Annotated in this window: 21 protein-coding genes; 10 read left to right on the forward strand and 11 right to left on the reverse strand. The window is 33.4% G+C overall.

Annotated features, from left to right (window positions below; genetic code table 11):
- Position 1: 1 nt before the first annotated feature.
- The 3 genes from WKH56_RS09835 to WKH56_RS09845 all read right to left on the reverse strand — a co-directional run bounded on the left by WKH56_RS09835 (position 2) and on the right by WKH56_RS09845 (position 2077).
- Positions 2-820, reverse strand: coding sequence for a TraC-like domain-containing protein (locus WKH56_RS09835; protein ID WP_316910978.1), 819 nt, complete (start codon positions 818-820; stop codon positions 2-4).
- A gap of 29 nt (positions 821-849) precedes the next feature.
- Positions 850-1200: a PrgI family protein gene (locus WKH56_RS09840; protein ID WP_316910977.1), complete on the reverse strand. Its 351-nt coding sequence runs from the start codon at positions 1198-1200 to the stop codon at positions 850-852.
- Between the two features lie 478 nt (positions 1201-1678).
- On the reverse strand, positions 1679-2077 hold the full coding sequence (locus tag WKH56_RS09845; protein ID WP_342835483.1) for a pilin: 399 nt from the start codon (positions 2075-2077) through the stop codon (positions 1679-1681).
- Positions 2078-2317: 240 nt separating this feature from the next.
- Between WKH56_RS09845 and WKH56_RS09850 the strand changes: the two genes are divergently transcribed.
- A complete protein-coding gene (locus WKH56_RS09850) occupies positions 2318-3676 on the forward strand; it encodes a CpaE/TadZ family protein (RefSeq protein ID WP_316910975.1) in 1359 nt (452 codons plus the stop codon).
- A 27-nt stretch (positions 3677-3703) separates the two neighbouring features.
- Here WKH56_RS09850 and WKH56_RS09855 read toward each other — a convergent pair whose 3' ends face one another.
- The gene (locus WKH56_RS09855) at positions 3704-4306 is read right to left on the reverse strand and encodes a chemotaxis protein CheW (protein ID WP_316910974.1); all 603 of its coding nucleotides are present in this window, start codon (positions 4304-4306) and stop codon (positions 3704-3706) included.
- Between the two features lie 187 nt (positions 4307-4493).
- Here WKH56_RS09855 and WKH56_RS09860 point away from each other — a divergent pair, with 187 nt between their 5' ends.
- From WKH56_RS09860 to WKH56_RS09870, 3 genes are all read left to right on the forward strand, one after another.
- Positions 4494-5816 (forward strand): DUF8128 domain-containing protein, encoded by a 1323-nt coding sequence (locus WKH56_RS09860; RefSeq protein ID WP_316910973.1) that lies wholly within the window; start codon positions 4494-4496, stop codon positions 5814-5816.
- 259 nt (positions 5817-6075) lie between these two features.
- Complete coding sequence (locus WKH56_RS09865; protein WP_316910972.1) at positions 6076-6915, forward strand: type IV secretory system conjugative DNA transfer family protein; 840 nt, start codon at positions 6076-6078, stop codon at positions 6913-6915.
- Between the two features lie 290 nt (positions 6916-7205).
- Positions 7206-7556 carry a hypothetical protein gene (locus WKH56_RS09870; protein WP_342835484.1) on the forward strand — a complete coding sequence of 117 codons (351 nt, stop codon included), beginning with the start codon at positions 7206-7208 and terminating at the stop codon, positions 7554-7556.
- Positions 7557-7576: 20 nt separating this feature from the next.
- Here WKH56_RS09870 and WKH56_RS09875 read toward each other — a convergent pair whose 3' ends face one another.
- On the reverse strand, positions 7577-7957 hold the full coding sequence (locus WKH56_RS09875) for a hypothetical protein (protein ID WP_316910970.1): 381 nt from the start codon (positions 7955-7957) through the stop codon (positions 7577-7579).
- A gap of 149 nt (positions 7958-8106) precedes the next feature.
- Here WKH56_RS09875 and WKH56_RS09880 point away from each other — a divergent pair, with 149 nt between their 5' ends.
- Positions 8107-8403, forward strand: a complete 297-nt coding sequence (locus tag WKH56_RS09880) for a hypothetical protein (protein ID WP_316910969.1) — start codon at positions 8107-8109, stop codon at positions 8401-8403.
- A 101-nt stretch (positions 8404-8504) separates the two neighbouring features.
- Positions 8505-9194, forward strand: a complete 690-nt coding sequence (locus tag WKH56_RS09885) for a sigma-70 family RNA polymerase sigma factor (RefSeq protein ID WP_316910968.1) — start codon at positions 8505-8507, stop codon at positions 9192-9194.
- Positions 9195-9354: 160 nt separating this feature from the next.
- Here WKH56_RS09885 and WKH56_RS09890 read toward each other — a convergent pair whose 3' ends face one another.
- From WKH56_RS09890 to WKH56_RS09915, 6 genes are all read right to left on the reverse strand, one after another.
- On the reverse strand, positions 9355-10194 hold the full coding sequence (locus WKH56_RS09890; protein ID WP_316910967.1) for a sigma-70 family RNA polymerase sigma factor: 840 nt from the start codon (positions 10192-10194) through the stop codon (positions 9355-9357).
- A 235-nt stretch (positions 10195-10429) separates the two neighbouring features.
- The gene (locus WKH56_RS09895) at positions 10430-11545 is read right to left on the reverse strand and encodes an FUSC family protein (protein WP_342835485.1); all 1116 of its coding nucleotides are present in this window, start codon (positions 11543-11545) and stop codon (positions 10430-10432) included.
- Between the two features lie 45 nt (positions 11546-11590).
- Entirely contained in the window at positions 11591-12502 is a 912-nt protein-coding gene (locus WKH56_RS09900) for a GGDEF domain-containing protein (protein WP_342835486.1), read from the reverse strand.
- A 214-nt stretch (positions 12503-12716) separates the two neighbouring features.
- Entirely contained in the window at positions 12717-13298 is a 582-nt protein-coding gene (locus tag WKH56_RS09905) for a hypothetical protein (RefSeq protein ID WP_316910964.1), read from the reverse strand.
- 322 nt (positions 13299-13620) lie between these two features.
- A complete protein-coding gene (clpX, locus tag WKH56_RS09910) occupies positions 13621-14739 on the reverse strand; it encodes an ATP-dependent Clp protease ATP-binding subunit ClpX (protein WP_316910963.1) in 1119 nt (372 codons plus the stop codon).
- A gap of 217 nt (positions 14740-14956) precedes the next feature.
- Positions 14957-17056: a penicillin-binding transpeptidase domain-containing protein gene (locus WKH56_RS09915; RefSeq protein ID WP_342835487.1), complete on the reverse strand. Its 2100-nt coding sequence runs from the start codon at positions 17054-17056 to the stop codon at positions 14957-14959.
- Between the two features lie 165 nt (positions 17057-17221).
- Between WKH56_RS09915 and WKH56_RS09920 the strand changes: the two genes are divergently transcribed.
- From WKH56_RS09920 to WKH56_RS09935, 4 genes are all read left to right on the forward strand, one after another.
- Complete coding sequence (locus tag WKH56_RS09920) at positions 17222-17698, forward strand: hypothetical protein (protein WP_316910961.1); 477 nt, start codon at positions 17222-17224, stop codon at positions 17696-17698.
- Between the two features lie 13 nt (positions 17699-17711).
- Positions 17712-18683: a single-stranded DNA-binding protein gene (locus WKH56_RS09925; RefSeq protein WP_316910960.1), complete on the forward strand. Its 972-nt coding sequence runs from the start codon at positions 17712-17714 to the stop codon at positions 18681-18683.
- 82 nt (positions 18684-18765) lie between these two features.
- Positions 18766-19368, forward strand: coding sequence for a DUF1064 domain-containing protein (locus WKH56_RS09930; RefSeq protein ID WP_342835488.1), 603 nt, complete (start codon positions 18766-18768; stop codon positions 19366-19368).
- Positions 19369-19404: 36 nt separating this feature from the next.
- Positions 19405-21381: a hypothetical protein gene (locus WKH56_RS09935; RefSeq protein WP_342835489.1), complete on the forward strand. Its 1977-nt coding sequence runs from the start codon at positions 19405-19407 to the stop codon at positions 21379-21381.
- Positions 21382-21425: the final 44 nt, after the last annotated feature.

Consider the following 21425-nt stretch of genomic DNA (forward strand, 5'->3'; position numbering starts at 1 on the left):
GTTATTCCCCTCCTGTTTCTTTATGTTTTACATAAAGAGTAGTAAAATTATTTGGGTTTACGCCTTTTAACGATTGATGCACGGAACGTTCTTTATTATAAGCAATATAGAATAGTTCAAATGCTTCTTTATCATTTAAAAACGTTGCGTTCATACCAAATCTTCTCAATTGCTTTTGAAGAGTTTTTTCTCTTTGAGTCAGAGTTTTATAAGCCTTTTCAAACATTCTTTCTTCTTTAATTGCTTCTGCTTCCTCGTGAATTTGAGTGTCTTCCTCTCCTTTTCTATATTTTTTTAATCTGTCGTCCGTAATACTTTTCTTGTTTTGTTTCTCGTCTCTGAATGACACTACTAAGAAGTCTTTTTTAGTTTGTACCGAATTTTCTTTGACTAGTTCCATAATAAACCTTGAATAGTATTGAAGCCCCATTGTTTTGAAATCGTTAACTGAGGCAGACTCTTTCTCTTTGAGGAAAGCGAGGTAATCATTAATATCAACCAATCGAGATTGTTTATAGAACTGAACTTTAAAATCTAAAGAATTTAAGAGACCCATATATGTCTCCCTGACAATCTCCTTTTCTTCCTCTTCCATTAATTGAGTATTAATAGATGGCACTTGCATTAATTTTATATACTGGCCGTTTTTGAGTTTTACAACTCCTCTTCTTATATAGTCAAACGGCAGCTGTTCCTGTGTTGTATGAATTTTTACATCTTTTTCTTCCTTGGTACTTTTTTGCTTCTTCATAATAATAAAGATAAATGCACCTAATCCTAATAGTAATAAAACGATTAGGGCTACAAATAACAAAATCATTGTTTACCTCCCTTTTTCTTTTAATAGCTTTAAGCAATAATTAAATTTTCTTCTACTTCTGCATTGTCATCAAACTCATCAAGTTCAATTTCACTTTCCGTAGCACTATAGATCATTTCTTGAGGTAAGGTTTTGTAAACCATTAAAACTATCAAGTACTCATACATAGGCATATCGTATTTTCTAAAGAATGCCAAAAACAGGCAAAGCACTACGACAGGAACTCCAACTAATATGGAAACCCACATCGGAATATTTTTAGAAATAAGCATAGTCATAATGACTAACATACCCCCTGCAAGAAATCCCCATTGCGCAAAAGTAAATTTACCAATTCTATCAGCAATGTTCAGTTCTTGTGGAATGATAAAATCGTACATTACATAACCTCCTTTTCTTATCTTTTGTGTCGTTTGTTGGAAAAGAAAAATTAAAAGTTTAAAAAAAGCGCATTGTGTGTTTCTTCGTTTAAAAGGCTTACAAGCGGTTTAGAAAAGCTTTCTTTTTCATTTCTTTTCTCTAGACAAACCATATAGTTTGGGACCACCAATAATCTCCAATATAAATTCACAAGGCTTTTTCGCATAAAAATTCTTCATTTAAAACCCTTTTATTTTGGTGGGCTAATCACTATATAAATATTTTCTCAATAATCTCAAGTACCAATCGATAAAATTTTAGTTCAAACTCCCTTATTAATTTTTGTTTAAGAAAAGAGAAAAGAGAAAATAGCTTTAACAACTGACAATTACTTTCTAGAGTTTGTTTAAAACTTAATGATGTATATAGAAAAAGTGAAAAATGCATACAAAACTAATTAAAGCTTTGTATACATTTTTCACTTTTTCTAACGCTTGGTTAGAAGGATAAACCTGCGAAGATTCTCGCAATAACGAATGCACTTAGTGCAATGACAATACCAATACCAGAGTAAATAAGAATCATTTTACCTTGTTCAGCTTGTCTTTGATCACCATTAGATAAGATATAACGCAGTCCACCTACGATAATCATAATGATTGAAACTCCTAATACGAATCCAGCAAAGATATTTGCTGCTTTATATATAGCATCCAGTACCCCTTTAGCATCCTTGCCGTTAGCAGCACCTTCATTTACAGACTTACCATCGAAAATCGAACTAGCTTTTACTACGTGAGTAGCAGTAGCTGGAGTTGTATCAGCAACAGTCGCAACACTAAAAACTGCGCTAAATGCAACTGCAAATGTAACAAATAATTGAGATAGTTTTTTCATAACTCATCCCTCCTTTTCCAAACACATAGTAATGCATTTTTTTCCTATTTCAAGAAAAAAACAAAAAAAAATACAGAACCTCAGTAAGGTCTGTATTCCAGCAATCTTTTTGTTGTATTGGAGAAAGAAAATTTAAATATATATAGTAATCTTTCTTTAAATATGTCTAATTACTTTTTTCATTAAAATGATTGATTTATTTAAAAGCATATTTAATATATGGAGCAAGAGGTGATCGAAATGATTTCCATTTTACTTGCTACGGGATTTGAAAAATTAGATAACACACTAGATAAACTTTTTGCAAAAGACACTAAAGTTGACATCGCTAAACCTCGAGTTTATTTTCGTGAAGGCTTAAGTGATACCATTATACGTGTACAACCTGATATTATCTTAATGTCAGATAAGCTTGATGGAAACACTTTATCTTTAGAACAACTTATTAAATTAACACGGAAACGTCATCCTGAAAAAAGAATCGTCTTTATATTAACCGATAATGACAACATAAAACTTATTAAATTGCTGTATCAATTAAGCGTTTACGATGTTTTTAGAATAGATCCAAAGCTAAATATAAAAGAAATGTATGAATCTTTTCTTCATCCTAAGACTTGGAAAGATGTAGCTGATAAGTTTCCAGATTTAGAGGAAGAAAACTTTGATGTAGACGAAGACTTTATTCTAAATTCAAAAGATGGGTTAATAGTTGAAGAAGAATATTCAAGCTTTGATACTGAGATTAAACCTAACGCTTCAGGAAGTAGTCACACCTCAGCCGCTTTTTGGGCAATTAGACAACAATCCGGCTCTACCTTCTTAACAGTAAACACTGGGATAATGCTTGCGCAACATTCAGAACAAAAAATACTACTAGCCGATTTTAATGTAAATAATCCTAATGTTCATATCCAGTTTGGATTAAATGATCCGGACGGAAATAGAAACTTAGGTGCTTTATGTGAAGATATTGATTCTCAAGTCGCTTTAAAATCATCTGACGTTGACGATTATTTAATGACTCATCCATATTATAAGAACCTTCGTATTATGTTAGGCTTAATTTTAAAAGATAAAAAACCAAATCAAGAAACACTGGTTACGGCATTCGATTTAATAATGGATTATGCTCAAAAAGAGGGCTACACATCTGTACTTTTTGATGTTGAGAGCGGTTTAGAAGAACCATATATTGCTCATATTATGAAGCATATAGAAGTGATAATTAACCCTATTAATGAGACACCTGGAAGTATAATTGCTACACAGAAAATTTTTGATCGAGAGTTCGGCCCATTCTTTCTTAACTTTCTAGACTTAAAGAAGTTGTATCCCGTTTTAAATAAGTCCTATTTAAATGATGACACTCCGAAGATGCAGCATATTCTTCAATCTACTATCTCTAAAAAGATAGAAGTTATAATTCCACGAGATCAAAAGATTTATGACTCCATTCAAATTGCTTCTCCAATATTAAAAAAGCAGTGTCCTCCTTCAATAATGAGGCCGCTTACGATGACTGCTAACTATATCCATAATATCTTTGAAGTGGTGGCTGAAGATAAAAAGGACAAAAGAAAATTTGGTCTATTTTAAAAGCTAAGTTTTATAAACTTAGCTTTTTTACATCTTTTCAATCATTCTATGTATTTTCATCATTCCATCAATATAAAAGTCATCAATTTTTCTTCTATTCGATTCAATTAAAAAGTTAAGTGATTCTAATTTTAATTCTTCCAGCATTGCTTCTCTTTCATTCCAACGTTGACTTAACATTTCCTCTCCATCTAATACTACACTTACGTTAATTTCTAGAGCTTTCTTTATAAGAGGAAGTGTATCTGCATTAATAAAATGCCCAAAATCAACAATTTTGTAAGAACCAAGTATATTTTTAACAAATCTCTTTTCTGACACATTTGGTTCTTTCATATCCTCTAACTTTAATTCTTCAATACCTATTATTTTTTCTACTAAGAAGCCTACCTTCATATTTTTTGCTTCTATAATAACAATCTTAGATTGCTTTGTAATTGGCGTCTCCTCAATTGTTAATAAAGATACAGGATCTAACACTGGCATAGTTCTCTTTTTCCAAGATGTTAATTTCATTTCTTCTCGGCTTGTTTTAACCATCTGGTTTAAATCCAATACTTCAACTACCTCATTTATCGGAGATGCAAATAACTGTCCCATCCAACTATATACTATGTGCTTTTCTTTCAAATGCTCCACCCTCTTCTTAAGACTATTTAATAGTAGAAATACTCCCCTATCTACGCAAACATTCATTTTAGTTTGTTTGTTTCCTTTGTCACGCAGATAATTCTAGGAATGATTAATAGCCGTTCGGTTTGACATTTTTAAAAGATTGTTTATAAGGCTTTAAGAATTTCTTAAAAGGAGGGATTTAATGTTTAATGAGACTACTACAAGCACAAATGACTTTAGTACTTTTCAAATAGTACTCACTGCTATCTTGGCACTCATAGTTATTTCAACAGTGTTGCACATTTTATGGGTAGTATATCAAAACAATTTAATGAAGCAGTCTTCTACTAAAGGAGTTTTACTAAAAGTACTGCTAGAAAAAGATTCGGAAGTAACTCCCTTTGAAATAAGTCAAATGTGGACCTCTTTCCACTTGTACCTACCTTGGTATAAGAGATTAAAAAAATCTCAAGAGCACTTTTCTTTTGAGATTGTGTCTACAAATGAACTAAAAAAAGGAGACGCAAAAAAGCTAATCTCTTTTAATTTTTGGGTTCCGGAAAATATGGTAGAACACGTAGAAGAACGACTTCTAGCAACATATCGCTATTGTGAAGTTGTTAGAGAAAAAGAAGATTATATGCCTGAACCTGATAACCCTGACTTAGCTTTTGATGCAGCTGAACTTACTTTGCGTGAAGATAATGCATTTTCTATAAAGCAATTTCAAGATATTGAGGTTGATCCACTATCTTCTATATTGAGTTCATTATCAACCGTTAATGAGAATGAACTGGCTGTGGTTCAAGTAATGATGAGACCAGCGCCTTACAAATGGAATGGAAGAGCCGCTAAAACATTAGCACGATACGAAAAAACAAAGAAAAAACCAGGCAAGACGCCTGAGTGGACAAACTATGTTGGTCGTTTTATGAGAAGTTTCTTCGCGGTACTTGATCACATTATTTCTGGATTTGGCGGAAAACCAGAGGATATTAAAGTTGATTCGCCTCAACAATCCAGCTTAGATACAGTAAATCAAAAACAAATGCTCGAAAAAGTTCAACATATGGGATTTGAGACTCAAATTAGAGTTATGGTTGGTTCCCCTATTGGAAAAGATGCGGCAAAAGCACGATTAAGACGTATCTTAAGCAACTTCCAAGAACTTAACAGTCTTCACAACGGATTTAAGAAAAACAAGTATACAAACTCCTATAAGGTTCACGAACGAATGAAAAACCGCTATTTCAATGTGATAAAGAATCAAGATGTCTTATCAACAATTGAAATTGCTGGTTTTGCCCACCTAGTGAACAAGACAACTACCACTCCTGGTATTGTCTATATCCAAAACAAAAAACAACCATTTCCAAATGGAATCGCAAAAGAAGATCCATTTGCTATGGCACCAGATGAATCAGGTAACTTACAACCTGTTGGTCTAGATTTGCTAGCACGTCTTCGACACGTATATATCAGCGGGATGACCGGAGTTGGTGAACTTATTAATATTGCCGTCTAGTTAGGAAACTATCTAGATTATGAGCGAGGAAATTCGAAGAACCCTGGGATGGGAACATCGAGCGGGCTGTCATCAACAGTCTGTGTAACGCATAGAAGTTGAGCGCTAATGAGAGCAAAAATACTTCCACGAGTCTTCGCTACCCTAACGTAAAGTCGAGGGTAAATATGTATGCTGACCTATCTCTAATAAGAAGAGATAGATTTAGAGGATAAAAAGCCTCTAAGTTAACAATGTGAAATCCACCCTGCTGGAAAATATGATTATAAACGATATAGAACGCGGTCGTGGAGCAGTTGTCATAGACCCCCACGGTGAGCTAGTAGATGTTGTTTTGGAGAAAATTTCGACACGACGAAAAGATGTCTATGTTTTGGATCCCACCGACATAAGCTGGCCTTTTGGATTAAACCTCCTAGAGATATCTACCAAAGATCCAGACCGAAGAGAAATGGAAAAATCACTAGTGGTTGATAGTTATATTACTTTATTTAAACGCGTATTCGGTGATGCAGCAATAGGACCGAACACAGATGACATATTCAGAATGAGTTGTTCTGCAATTCTCGATTCACCGTCTGGTGGAGGTCTACTAGAGATGCTCCTCATTCTTGTAAATGACGGATATAGAAAAACTATTATTCCACACATTAAAGATCCAATTGTTAAAAATTATTGGGATACTGTATTCCCAAGTTTAAATCAAAATAAGCAGTTTGCTACTGCTAATTTAAATGCTCCGTTGAATAAGATCCGAAGATTCCTATCGGATACCTTAGTAGCAAATATTATTTGTCAAAAGAAATCAACAATTGATGTTGCCGAAGTAATTAACTCCGGTGGCGTTATCTTAGCCAGATTTAGCCGAGGCGACATTGGTTTCGAGAATTCGGCTTTATTAGGGACAATGTTAATTTCAAAAGTTCAAATAGCGGCAATGCAGCGCGTATCAATACCTATGGATTTACGTGTACCTACATTTTTATATGTAGATGAATTCCAAAACTTTGTTGGTGATTCCGGCGGTGCTAAGTCATTTGCCGAAATACTTTCAGAAGCACGTAAATATAGACTGGGCTTGGTCAATATGGCCGTCTAAGTAGGAAACTATTTAGATTATCAGTGAGGAAATTCGAAGAACCCTGGGATGGGAACATCGAGCGGGCTGTCATCAACAGTCTGTGTAACGCATAGTGGTTGAGCGTTAACGAGAGCAAAAATACCACCACGAGTCTTCGCTACCCTAACGTAAAGTCGAGGGTAAATATGTATGCTGACCTACCTCTAATAAGAAGAGATAGATTTAAAGGATAAAAAGCCTTTAAGATAACATAGTGCATAGCCCATCAGTTCTTAGATCAACTTCGTCAGAGTGGCGGTGATTTCTTAATGAGCGCCATCTTCAACAACTGTGGAACGTTGTTAACCTTCCGTGTTGGTCCTACTGATGCTAAGTTTTTCTCGGAATTCTATTACAATCCGGATAATAACACCGGATACAAGACACAGGATATAGCTAACTTAGGTAAGTTTACTATTATAGCAAGGGTAATGACTAAGGACGGTTTACAGAGTCATCCATTCACGGCTTATCCATTACCGCCTGTTAAAGCAAATCCACACGCAAATCCAGAACTAGTAAAAGAAAGATCAAGACAGCTTATTGGTTCACCAAAAGCGGTTGTGCGTGATTCAATTAATCAAAGAGCAGCGTTAGATACTATTTCTTCTAACGACTAATAAAAGAAGTCACAAAGACATTATGTTCTTTTGTGACTTCTTTTATTTATCTTATATTTATTTCTATTGTTAAATATCCAGTCTATAAACTTTTCGCGCTCTATATCTTTATATTCTTCTCTAAGACAAAATTTACTTTTAAAATCATTATTTTGAAATAAACAAGATAGTTGGTTATTACATAAACTGCAAACTGGAATTTCTTCGTTATCTATACTGACATTTATTTGGTTTTCCGGGTTCCCTTCACACTCTACACCCTGCCAACATTCATAACGTCCTAGTTTGTGGCTGTAAATGGTGCAGTATATTAATTCTTTATAAATAATTATTTCGTTTTCCTTTTTAATTACAGAACCATTAGGAGGAATTATTCCTTTTTTAGATTTAATTTCTCCCAAATTCGGATTCCAATCTATCCGGATTCTGATGATATATCCCCTCTCACTTTTCATATTTTTACAAATTGAAAAAATTTTCAAGGAAAGTAATTAGCAAAATTGTATTTTATAAATGAAAATCAAAACAACACTCTAGGAGGAATTTTCATATGAGCAAGTTACATCTTAAAGCTGCTTCAACAAAAATGAAAGCAAACGATATTGGTCGTTTCGATGTTTATAAATTAGAAGAGGTAGGTTTCGAAGTTTCTTACCACACTGTAGTAGGAAGTAAAGAAACTATTCCAGCCGCTCCAGTTGATCGTGTATTAATCGTTATTAACGGTTTTGCAAATACAACTGATACTAAACAAGTTATTCGCGATGGTTCTGTTATTGAACTTAAAGCTGGAGAAACTTTTGAGTATCAAGGTCAAATGAAATATTACTTAGTAGCTACAAAATAAAAAAGAAACGAGATTAATCTCGTTTCTTTTTTTCCTTTTCAAAGGTTTAAATATATTTCTCGTAAATTATATCTTAACTCAACCCTGAAGGAGGCTTGAAAATGTCTACGAAGATTGAACAATTGGATTTAAAAGATATATTAATTTTAGCCAGGGAAAATGATGAGAGAGCAACTCGATACTTAATTAATCGTTACAAGTCAATGATTTCAACTATCATTAATACTGAACAATACTTCCTACGTTGCGGGGACAGAGATGACTTATTTTCAGAGGGGTTAATAGGGTTAACTAGAGCTATACACGATTTTGACGAAACAAAAGGAAACGCTGGTAATTTCCAAAAAAACTTAGAAAACTTCCTATATATGTGTATTACTCGTGCACTCATTAGTGCTATTAAAACCTCGAACCGAAAGAAGCATAGTCCTCTTAATGATATGGTTTCTTTTGACCGCCCTCTTCAAGATAATGAAAACTTAACCTCTATGGATATAATCGCTGCCCGACCTGAAGTTCAAAAAACCACTAGCTTAGAATTTATGAGCCCAGAAGAACGTCTAATCTTAGAAGAAAGTGTTGATCGTTATCAGGAGCTACTTGATAAAGAGTTAAGTGATAACGAAAGAGAAGTATATTTGTTGCGCCTCCAAAAGTATTCTTACAAGGAGATTCAACAAAAGCTTAACTTGGATAAGGCTAAAACAATCGATAATGCTCTACAGCGCGTTAAAACAAAGTTGCTTCAAATCATTGAACAAGAAGAAAGAAGAGCTCAAAGTTTTGATTAATTAAAAGGGACGCTATACTTAAATATACTTTAAGTATAGCGTCCCTTTTTTGAGGTCTTTCCGACAAATAAATTTGTCATATGTAAGTTTTTTTGGAACATATGTACCGCTTGGTTTCTATTATTTTATGTATGTATTTATGTATAATTAAAACTTTCTTCTACACGTACTCGCGTAAACGTCTTCTACGTTCTGTTCGTCCGCCGCCTTCACGCAATGTTTCTAAAGCTTTCTTTTCAATTTGCCTTACTCGCTCTTTACTGATACCTACAATTTCTGAAACATCTTTTAACGTTCTTCCTTCTGATACTCCATCTAAACCAAAACGGAGAATTAAAACTTCCTGAGCGCGATCTGATAATGTATCTAAAGCATCAAATATAGCTCTTTTACATTCATTCACTTCTTCAGATTGTTCAAACTTTACTTCAGGACGTTCAAATGTTTCTTGTTCAATTGTATTTGAAAACTCGGAGTTTTCTTTTTCATATTCAAGACTAAGATTACGCTTCATATGTCTCATAGCAACTTTTACTTTTCTTTCTTCTTCACCAATTAACTTTGCAATAGCGTCAACTGTAGGCTTTTTACCTCCGGCATAAAGTTCCTCTTTGGCAATTGAAATTCGGTTAATCATTTCGTGAATGTACACAGGAACTCTAATTGTTCTTGATTTATTTTGAACCACCTTATAAATCCGTTGCATAATCCAGTAGTAAGCATATGTGCTAAATTTATACCCGCTGTTTAAATCAAATCTTTCAATAGCTACAATAAGACCTTCTGAACCTTCTTGTATCAAATCTTCTAATTCAACGCCTCTTTTATTAAATCTTTTCGCTACGTTCACAACTAATTTTAAGTTGTGATTAATCATAATGTCGCGTGCTTCTCTATCACCGGCTTGAGCTAAAGATAAATATGTTTTTTCTTCCTCTTCGTTTAAAAGCTTATATGGTGAAATGTCCTCCAGTAACATTGTTAAAGCGGATTTAGCCACAAATGTTCCCCCTCGCCTTATTATTATCTATATTGATTTTAATTTTTCATTTTAAATGGTTAAATAAGAGGAACAGTAACATCCTTCTAGTTGCTTTTCCTTTTTTTATTATATAAGCGTTTATAATAAGAGTGGAAAAAAAGTATTTAAGAAATTTAACATTAAGTTTGAAACTTATAATTCAAACTACGCAAAAAAGGTTATTTAATCTGTGAGTGACTAAATAACCTTTTTATTATTTTTCAAGTTGCTCTATTGCTTTTTTAACAACTCTCTTTGTTTTACCCTTTTTCTCTTTTCTTCTTAACTTATAATTTACTACCAGAATTTCTAGCTGTTCTAACTCATTTTCAGTCTCTATTAAAGCATTAACTATAGGAAATAACCTCCACCATAACTCTTCATTTGCAGGGTCATAATGCTTCATTAACTCATTTACAGTACACTTTAATTTACCTACAATTCTTTCTCTTTTTTCTTTGCTACCCTTGGCAGAAGTAGGTTTAGGAACTATCTTACCTTCATACACCCAAAATATAGATTCTTGATATTGAAGAAGTTCATTAAGTGTATCTTTTACTTCTTGAATTCCTTTGTTTGATATTTCGTCCATATTATTAAGATTTTTTTCAATTTTCTCAAACAGTCCTATTTCCTTCTGAACAACCTTTATAGCTTGTCTAAATATAACTATTCTTTTTATAAACATATGTCGGTCCTTTACCCACATTCTACGTTTTTCTTCATTTAACAAATCAAATAACTCTCTTGTTTTATTGTATAGCTTGTCCAAAGAATTCTTTTCTTCCTTATATGTCGCAATAGACATTTCCTTTTCCGGAGCAACTCTTAGAAGAGTGCTCAATTTTTCGTTTAACTTCCTTATTGAGTCGTAAAATCGTTGATCGTGCTTTGGTGGTAGCACAAAAATATTAATTAAGAACGAAGATATAACACCAATTGCCACCAAAGAGAACCGATTACCCGCTGTACTTAGAGTTGATTCGTGCAAAGGAGATGTTAATATTGCAATTACAGTTAAAACAGATAAATTTACTGATTTGCTTAAACCTAACTTTAGATTAACTGCAATTGTTAAGATTACTATAATTCCTATAAAAATTGGCTGCGTACCAAATGCATAAAAGCCTAAGGTAGCAAATAAAGCACCTACAACATTGGTTACGGTCACTTCTTTTATATACTTCCAAGATCTCATAATAGATGGTTGGATAGCAATTACCGCTGCTACCGCCGAAATTACTGCAGGTTGCATATTTAACAGGTTAGCAATTATTAAGGCCAGTGTTACGGAAAGTCCTGTTTTAATTATCCTGGCTCCTATGTTCATATTTTCACTCCTAACTTACTATTTAAAAACGCCTATTATAGGCGTTTATATTTTTTTTGCCTCTTCCAAGAATTCTTCGCTGCTCATTAGCTTTGAATATTCAACTAAATTATGTTCTAACTGTAAAGAAAAACTATAGCCTTGGGCTACAATAGGAACTTCGCTCAAGTACCTCTCTAAACGTTGAATGTACTTTTGAGCTCCTTGTAAATCAGTTTCATACAATAAGATAGCAAACATTTCATCGTTCAACCTTGAAGGCATATCTGTTTTTCTGCTTATTTTCTTTAAGGTAGATCCAAAGAGTTTTAAAACCTGTTCTCCACCTTCAAACCCTAATTTTTTATTAATTTCATCGAAATCTTTAACCTTCATCGTTGCAAGCGTTAACGATTTTTTAAAGCGCTTTGCTTTTTCCACTTCTAAATCAATTTGCAATCTAAAATGTCTATAGTTGTATAGGCCTGTAATTACATCCACTACGGACATCTCTTTCATTAAGTCAATCATTTCATAATATTTTAATGTAAAACCTAATAATTGTACGATAAGATACACATTGAGCCATTTATCGCCCAATTCTATATTTTGGTGCAAACAGAAATATCCGACTACCTCTTCTCGTGAAATGATTGGTACCATTAGGTTAAAGCCTTCCGCTTCAAAATCAGCTAGAGGTTTCTTGTTTTTTTGTACTTTTGAAAAAATATGTTGGTTATTTAAATACCCTTCTTTTTTGTCTTTATCACCATTAAACATAAGTAATTGAATGTCCTTATCTCGGTTATATTCCCAGACAGAGTATTCGGCCTCAAGATTTTCAAGATACTTATTAATTTTTTTGAAGATGTTTTTTAACTCCTGTTGATTACCTAACATTTCAAAGATGTCTGTTATTTCCTTTACGTTCCCCATCTCAATTTTGTTAGATTTCAATATTTGTTTTAAATATTCCAAGTTTCTGACCTCCCCAAAGAAAATTTTTAAAAAAATACCATCTTTCTTCCAGGAACACAAGAAAATAAGACAAAAAAAGACGCCCACTTTTGTTCCGAAAAACAAGAGGCGTCTGTTTTTAATATCACATTGAAAAGAAATCCTTATTTTTTGAAGAGGGTTTCTTTTAGATGGGATTATGTATTGTATTAAATATAATAGGGCAAGGCATCTATTAAGAAGCTTGCGTTGTTTCCTCGGTATCAGTCTTTACCATAGGGGCAATTTCTTCATAAGCAATCATTAATTTCTCGCGATGTGATTCAAGAGAATTAAATAAATGCTTTTGATTTTCATCAAACGTAATTAAAGAGCTTTTTAAAACATTCTCTAAGAACTGGTGGCCTTGATTAATAAGTTCGTTTTTAACCTTTTCACCGTGAGAAATTGTATTATCTCTTGTTTCTAATGCTTCCATACGAATTCTTTCTGCTTCTTCTTGTGCTTTCTCTACAATTTGCTGAGCGAATAATTCGGCTTCTTTAACAGGGTCTAGATTAGCAATCATTTCCTCAGTCTCACGAATCATTTCTTCCTTCTTTTTTTCTGCTTCTTCATAAATCTTTTGCTCTCTAATTTCAATCTTACGAGCCTTCTCAAGCTCTTGCGTAAGTGCCGCTCTTGAGTTAGTAATTGCTTCAATAAAGCGATTTTTATCTATCCAACATTTACCGAATGCTTTAAAAACAGAAGCATCGTAAACATATTCTAAGTCGTCCAAATATTCGAATGCATTCTTAGTATTAGTTTCTTTCATTAGAAATACCGTCAGGCGACGGATGCACTCCCTTCCTACTAAATTACCTATTTTAAAGTATTATTTTCTGCTGTCCACTTGGAATAACATTTAGTGCTTTCATCAAATATTGAAGCTGCTCCGCCTGCTAAGTTGATTCTTTTTATCAGGACTTTGTTTCAAGAAAAAAATAATCCTCACGCATTCATTTACTTCCTTTTTTTTTGATTTTTCAAGAGGTGAACAAAATGAAAAATATTATTTATCCTTTGGCCCCAATACTTCTTTACTAACTACAGAACCAAAGTAGGTATAAAATAGGAAAAGGACAATGTTAAACACATTATCCTAATTTACTCTGTACATCCTCTATTTTAATGACTTTTTTCTCTCCATTATAAATGTAGTCAAAAGTCACTTCTTCTAAAATTGCTCTTAATCCCCTTGCTCCTACTTTGCGTTCAATAGCTTTTTTAGCAATCTCATTAACAGATTCCGGTTCAAACTCAATGTCAAATTGGTTGTACTCATTTTCCAAATTCAACTTCATTATCTGTACCAATTCATCTTCTTTTAATTCATTCAAAGTAGCTACAATAGGAATACGGCCTACAAACTCAGGAATAAGTCCAAACTTAGTTAAATCATCCACTGTAACTGCATTGTTATTAAATGCTTTCTTATCCTTGGCACTATCTTTTTTTCCAAATCCAATTACATTCTCTTTAGAAATGCGTTTTTCAATTATTTTATCTAAACCTTCAAACGCACCACCGAATATAAATAGAATATTACTAGTATCCATTTGAATAAACTTAGCATTAGGGTGTTTTCTTCCGCCCTCTGGAGGAATGTTTGCAATAGTACCTTCTACTATTTTTAAAAGTGCTTGCTGTACTCCTTCTCCTGACACATCTCTAGTAATTGAAACGTTTTCACCTTTTCTTGTGATTTTATCAATTTCATCTATGTATATAATTCCATTCTCGGCTTTTGCAATATCGTTATCCGCTGCCTGAATCAATTTTAATAGAATAGTTTCAACATCTTCTCCTACATAACCCGCTTCTGTTAATGGTGTAGCATCGGCAATTGCAAAAGGAACTCCGTGGATCTTTGCAATTGAACGAGCAAGTTCAGTTTTGCCGACACCTGAAGGACCAATTAACAATACGTTACTTTTATTTACACCTTTTTTTCTAGAAAGATGTTTATAAATAGCTACTGCTAACTTTTTCTTAGCTTCTTCTTGACCAATTACGTATTTATCTAACTGCTCCTTAATTTCTTTTGCGTTTTTAAATTTTGTTTCTAATACTTCACCATCTGCTAGATTTTTCTCTAAAATACCTGTGCAATGCGTTACACACTGATTACATATAGCAGAAGATCCTGTACCTTGTATAAGACTCTCAACTTGGTCTTCTGTACGGTTACAAAATCCACAACGTAGTTTATTCATATAAACCTCCTACCAACGAATAGCCTTTGTTTGAGCTTTCGTTCCCCATTTATGTAATGTTTTTTTATCTTCTTTTTTAACTGTAGACATTTGTTTTATAAATTCAGCTTTTGAAAGTTTTTTCAAAATATCTCCCTCCTACCATATTGGTTATATACATTTATTTCCCTTTAACTCCTTATGAAGAAAAGAAAAAACGGGTTCATAACGAACCCGTTTAGTTGCACCACACAGTTAACTTTTTAATCTTTTTGCTATATTCCCCTGGCTCGGTTTCTTGGTAAACAATGTTACCTGTGCCGTGAGACTGTAATTTAATATTATATCGTCCTAAAAGAGATTTAACTTGATCAACCGGTAATCCTTCAATTTTAGGTATGTAAGTTGCTCCTGTACCTTTAATATTAACTGTCTTTAAGTTCACGTAAAGCGTACCGTCTTTATAGTTATAATCTTGAGAAATCACTACTTCTCCAAGACCTTTTTTCGTAACTACCACGCTACCTTTAACCGTTTCTTTAAGCTTCTCTTCTGCTACATCAAACAGTTCATATTTTAAGTCTGGAACATTTATTTTTATGTTTTCTTCTATTTTATCTTTCCCTTTTAAAGGCTTAGTTTTTGGCTCACCTTTATAACGTAAAATTTCTGTCATAGCATTGTGAAAGATTGGTCCACCTGATTGAGCACCGAAACCAATGCCCTCTGGTTCATCAACTACGGCTAGCATTACATACTTAGGGTTGTCTCGTGGGATGAATCCCATAAACGAACCTATAATAGCGCCCGGCTTATATCTCCCGTTTTCTACTTTCCAAGCGGAACCAGTCTTTGCTCCGCCATCATATCCATCAATTTTTATTGTTTTACCTGAACCTATTTCATAGTTAGCAGCTAAATATTTCTTCATTAACTGAACAGTTTTTTCCTTATGTGCTCTTTCTTTCTTACCAGGTGCCCACTGGTATTGAACATTTCCGTACTCATCTTCTACCTTTTCGAGTATTGTTGGAGTAATGTTATATCCACCATTAATTACTTCTGAAAAAGCTGTAATTAATTGTACTGGTGTAACACTAATCCCCTGTCCAAAGGATACGGTAGCCTTCGCTTGAGGATCGCTATTTAGTCGTTTAGCTGTTGGAACCAAACCTATTTCTTCGTTTGGAAACTCAATGCCTGTTTTCTGACCAAATCCCATTTTCTTTAGACCTTCAAGTGTCTGCTTACTAGTCATCGTTTGTGATATTCTCACCATACCAACGTTACTTGAGTTTACGATAATATCTTGTAAGCCCATTTGCCCTAAGCCTACACCATCGAAGTTTCTAATTCTTGCTCCTCCGATATTAACGGAACCCACACCATCATACCAACTAGAATTTTCATTAATATAACCGCCATCTAGAGCAGCTGCCATATATTCTGGTTTGAACGTAGAACCAGGCTCATATACATACGAAGCCGGATTTAAGTTAATACTACCTGGTTTTGCAGAAGTATAATCATTAGGGTCAAATGAAGGATAACTAGCCATACCTAAAATCTTTCCAGTGTTAGGATCCATTACAACAGCGTGCATAGCTTTAGGCTTCATATCTTTTGCCGCTTTTTTTAGAGTTTCTTCTAACGTATATTGAATATAACTATCAATAGTCAGTGTAATTTGTTGTCCTGGTACCGGTTTAGATGCCGTTTGAAACCCAATAGGAATTTCTTTTTTTGAATGATCTACCTCAGCTACTGTATATCCAGGGATACCGGACAAGTAGTGATTTAGAGACATCTCAATTCCTGCACCTGGTTGATTTTCGTAGTTTACAAAGCCTAAAATCGTACTTGCTAATGAACCGTTTGGATAATACCTTTTAGGTGCATTAGAAATTTCAATGTAACCTGCATAATCTGAGTCTTTAAGCTTTTCGCCTTTTTCAGGACTTACACGATTAGCAATAGATGTCCACTGTACAAGCTTCCCTTTTGAATCTCTAGTTCCAACTTTTTTCAAAACATCTTTATAAGGAAGTTCCAATACATCACTTAAAACCTTAGCAACCTTTTCTCTTGTCTCTTTTGATTTCATAAGGTTAGGATATACCGCGATGTTTTTTGCGTTTAAGCTCATCGCTAAAACTCTTCCCTCATTATCCTTTATTTCTCCTCTGTCAGGCATTTCTTTGATTTTTCTTACCCTTTGTTCTACGGTTTCTTTTTGCAGTTTATCAGCTTGAAACAACTGAATGTAAGCGAATTTCCCCGCTATAATTATAAATACTGCCATTACCACGATTAAAGATCTTGCAATCGTCTGTTTCAAGTTTGGAACACCTCTTATTCTTTCAAACTTTTACTGAAGAAAATCTTCATTTTTTTTTAAAAATACCATTGTTTTTCTGACTATTTCTTTTTCGTTTTCTAAAGGTTTTTATAGTACGAAGATTAATTTGATACAAGGAAACGTTACAACACTGGGGTGATTTAAGTGACAAAGAAGAAACGAAAGAATAAAGTTGAACAACAAAAGAAGAAAATTTTGTTAGATTCAATTCTTGATAAATGGGTTTTTGTAAAGCAGATTATCGATGATGAAGAAAGATTTATCTTTATTAAACATCGATTACGTGATCAAAGTTCACACAATCGTATTGAACAAACTGTCCTTAGTCCAGAACCATTTGAGTGTGGAATTTACTACATTACAGACTATGAAATAGATAAGATTCTAGATTGGTCAGTAAATCAAGAGATCATCGAGATTCGTCCAGTACGTTTTGACCTTGAGATTGGATTATATTCTGAAAAAGAAAAAATAACATCTTATGAACAGCTAGAAGATTATTTATTATCAATGAATTATATAACTTCTCAAGATATACAAAACTTTGGTGATTACCGTCAAAAATTGAGCGGAGCACAAGAAATTTTGCTTGGCTACAACTCAAGAAAAAAATCTATGTAAAGAAGGTGAAAGCGTGAAAGAAATTAAAACTAAACCATTTAAAAATAAAGTTACTATTAGCGGCGAGATATACTCGAAGGATGAGTCTATTAATTACATTCCCTTCCCTCTTGCCGGTTTTGATGTTCGCTCTTATAGAGAACAAAAAGATTTAAATGAAGAAGCGGTATTTGATGAAATTAGAATTATCCGTTTTAACGATGAAGATGTACTTGATAACCTCGAGATTGGCGATAGAGTATTAATTAAAGGCGAAGCTCAAAGCCGTAATTATAAAACTACTCACCCCTTAGATAATGATTTAATTCAAAATGCAGTGGATTTATATACAAATTTTTTTCAAGAAGGCGAATTACCTACTGAAAAACAACCTACTTCTAGAATTAAGCAACCAATTTCTTGGGACAAGCTTTTTGAATACAACTTAATTGATGAAATTCCGACGGATTCTATTATTAGAGAAGACGGTCAACGTGAAAGAACTGATACACAATCATACATATACAGGGTTGATTATAACGGTGAAGTATTTAAAGAAACTGAACATACAGCTTTTGAAGTTATTGCTCACGACATAACTAAATTGGACGAAGTTTTAGATCCTCTTAGTGGTGATCAAAACACAATAACGTATCACGGTAGAATAAGTAGACCTCCCTCTTTTGATGTAGTTGAAGGCAATCAATTTGCAAAAGTTACGGTTCAGTCATTTGTAGAATATTTCCTTCCGGATGAAAAGCGCTTTGTTTTCTTTAACTTCTTTGTGTGGGGTAAAAACGCAGAAATTATTTTAGCTGAATTAGACGAAGGAGATATGGTTAGGTTTACAGGAAGAATTCAAAGCAGAGTTATAGAAAGAACTATTAGATTAAAGAAGAAGAACGCTGCTGGTAAAACGAAACGTAAGAAAATTACTGTAAACGAAATTACTAGAGAAGTATCAATTGTTAAGATGGCAAAAATTTCATCAAAAGCATCGTCATAAGACGGTGCTATTTTATTGTTCGTTTTCTTGCTTTTTTAAGAAAAGTATATTATTTTCCTTACAACAAAATTGAGGTGATTCTTTGGTTAAAACAGCAATAAAAAAAGACACTGCAGCTAAGAAAAAACGAGAAAAAAAGGTATATGAAATGAATGGAGTTATTTTCAAAAATAACGAAAGCTTAAAATACTATAAGAAGTTAAATACACTGCTGGAAGAAGGTTTTATTTACTCTTTTAATTTAGATTCCCTATCTATAAATCAAACCAAATCTAAATATGGAGCTAATAAAATTGTTATAAATGATATTAAGTTTGACTCAATGCTAGAGGCAAATTACTACTTACATTTACTTAAAGAAAAAGCGCAAGGAACTATAATTAACTTTGATTTAAAGCCTTCTTTTATTCTGCAACCTTCTTTTAAGAAAAACGAGAAGAAATACCACCCTATTAAATACATAGCCGATTTTTCTGTTAGTCTTCCATCTGGAGAAACCTTAATTATTGATACTAAAGGTGTAATAACACCAGACTTTAAAATTAAACAGAAATTGTTTGAATACACGCACCCTCACTTAGCTCTAAAAGTTATAAAATATGTGGAGTCTTATGGAGGATGGATTGAATATGACTACTGGTTAAAAGAAAAAAATAAGAGAAAAAAGGAAAAGAAAAAACCTTAATCTTTATTAAAAAGTTTTAGAAAGGGGGAAAAAATAATGAGCGAAAATAGAAATGTTTTTAAAATGTTGTTGGAAGGTGCCAACAAAAAAAGAGCTCAAACTGCTACTAGTGACAAGTTGAATAGTATCTTAAATAACGCTGAAACAAGAGACTATGAAAATCGTAGCACAGGACATAGCTCTGACGATTCCTTCTCTGATTTTAGCGATTTTTCCGTTGGAGAAGAAAGAGATAAAGTGGATCATTTATCCGATGTAGATAAGCTCTCATTAAAAGAACTTGATAAAAAGAGCCCAAAAGAACAATTGAAAATTCTTAAAATAGAATATAACCGTCTTTATGACAAGTTAAGTTTTATGAATGAATCTGCATCAAACAATGAAAGATTGATTAGCGATCTACAAATGGAAAGAAGAGCTGATGAGGAAGAAGTTCGACAAATGAAGAATTTGGTACGAAAAATCGTCCACCTATTCCCTGGTCAAGGTGATTTAAAGTCAGTAGTTGATCGAGGACTTTGGAAAGTTGATGATGTATTTGAGGACATTGAAGGTCTAGTTGTCAAACTGCTAAATCGCTTAAAAGAAACAGACGATATTATTGAACAAGAAATTGGTAAAGTACGGGATGAAAATTCAGCTCTTAAGGAAAAACTTTTACAATATAAGGCTTACTTCAAAAAAATCACTGAATTAGAGGAAATGATACTTCAGCAACAAAATTCTACGGTTCAAGCACATAATCCTCAGTCGGCTCCATACAATGCACCATCCCCTAGTGAACTTACACCTAGAGATGAAGATTCAGATGAACTACTTAATGAAACAGAAAACAATTTGCTTTTACCAGATGAAGAAGTACCTGAAACAGGGTCATTTGAATCAAATGAAGAAGTACAAGAAAATACTGCAGAACATAGTCCACACTTTTCAGACTTCTTTAATGAATTTACTGCTTCATTCAATAAAATGAAAGAAGACGAAAAGAAAGAAGTATTAAAACAAACTGATGTTGTTAAAGAAACACCAGAATTAGTAGATGTATCACCTAAATCAGTAGGAGATTTAAAACCTGATTTTGTTGAAAAGAAATCTTCGCCAACCCCTCCTTCTGCTGAACCATCTAAAAAGAAACCGGAACCTCAAGAAACAAAGGCCGCTACTAAGCACCCTTTATCTCCAGACTATGTAGAGACTGAAAAAGAAGAGGTTGATGACTTATTTGACGATAGCATTGATGCTTACCTTCAAAATCTTAGCGTGCAACAAGAGTTTCTTATGACCGTTATCGGTAAAACAGGCATTTCACGAAACTCTGACTTAAAAGAGTATTTAAAAGAGGATTCATTAGGACAACAATATTACTTTGTAGGAAAGAAATATAACTCCAATGCACTTAACAGAGATATTGCCGAACTGCGCGATAAAAGTATTTTAAATGATGAACAAGTTAGCTACGGTGGTAAGGGTGGCGGAACTTTCAATGTTTATGAGCTATCGAAAACAGGAAAGTCTTGCTTCAAAAAAATCACAAACGATAATCCGGTAGTCCCTGAAAAGAAAAGAATTGTCGGCCACCACGCCAGCCTTGAGCACGGATACTTAATAAAAGATAGTGCAAAAATCTTTAGAGAGATGGGTTATAAGGTATATACAGATTTAGAAGATGTATCTATAAAAATTGATCCTAAACACAGAAAAGTCTTTGATTTTATAGTTGAGGATGAAGAAGGAAAGCTAATGCATATTGAAGTTGAACGAGGTACTCACACTCAAGAGGGATTCTCAGACGCTATGGATAAGATTTATGAAATCACGAAAGATTTTTATTTCATTTGCCCTAATGAGCAAGTAAAAAATAAAAACACTAAGAAAAAATTTTTCACTTGGGTAACAAAAACTCTAGGTGGCATACAAAATGCTGATGTAACCCTTAATATGACTACAATAGAACAATTAAGAAAGAAACCTAAAAACCTATGGGAAGTTACTGATTTAAGAAACGTAAAATAAGCGCCATTTAACTTGGCGTTTATTTTATTTTTTTGATTTTATTA

The organism is Priestia sp. SB1 (assembly GCF_038898415.1).

Bases quoted from the DNA above. Each gene is read 5' to 3' on its own strand.
- WKH56_RS09835 (WP_316910978.1), bottom strand. From the start codon at position 820: ATGATTTTGTTATTTGTAGCCCTAATCGTTTTATTACTATTAGGATTA.
- WKH56_RS09840 (WP_316910977.1), bottom strand. From the start codon at position 1,200: ATGTACGATTTTATCATTCCACAAGAACTGAACATTGCTGATAGAATT.
- WKH56_RS09845 (WP_342835483.1), bottom strand. From the start codon at position 2,077: ATGAAAAAACTATCTCAATTATTTGTTACATTTGCAGTTGCATTTAGC.
- WKH56_RS09850 (WP_316910975.1), top strand. From the start codon at position 2,318: ATGATTTCCATTTTACTTGCTACGGGATTTGAAAAATTAGATAACACA.
- WKH56_RS09860 (WP_316910973.1), top strand. From the start codon at position 4,494: ATGTTTAATGAGACTACTACAAGCACAAATGACTTTAGTACTTTTCAA.
- WKH56_RS09865 (WP_316910972.1), top strand. From the start codon at position 6,076: ATGATTATAAACGATATAGAACGCGGTCGTGGAGCAGTTGTCATAGAC.
- WKH56_RS09870 (WP_342835484.1), top strand. From the start codon at position 7,206: ATGAGCGCCATCTTCAACAACTGTGGAACGTTGTTAACCTTCCGTGTT.
- WKH56_RS09880 (WP_316910969.1), top strand. From the start codon at position 8,107: ATGAGCAAGTTACATCTTAAAGCTGCTTCAACAAAAATGAAAGCAAAC.
- WKH56_RS09885 (WP_316910968.1), top strand. From the start codon at position 8,505: ATGTCTACGAAGATTGAACAATTGGATTTAAAAGATATATTAATTTTA.
- WKH56_RS09895 (WP_342835485.1), bottom strand. From the start codon at position 11,545: ATGAACATAGGAGCCAGGATAATTAAAACAGGACTTTCCGTAACACTG.
- WKH56_RS09905 (WP_316910964.1), bottom strand. From the start codon at position 13,298: ATGAAAGAAACTAATACTAAGAATGCATTCGAATATTTGGACGACTTA.
- clpX (WP_316910963.1), bottom strand. From the start codon at position 14,739: ATGAATAAACTACGTTGTGGATTTTGTAACCGTACAGAAGACCAAGTT.
- WKH56_RS09935 (WP_342835489.1), top strand. From the start codon at position 19,405: ATGAGCGAAAATAGAAATGTTTTTAAAATGTTGTTGGAAGGTGCCAAC.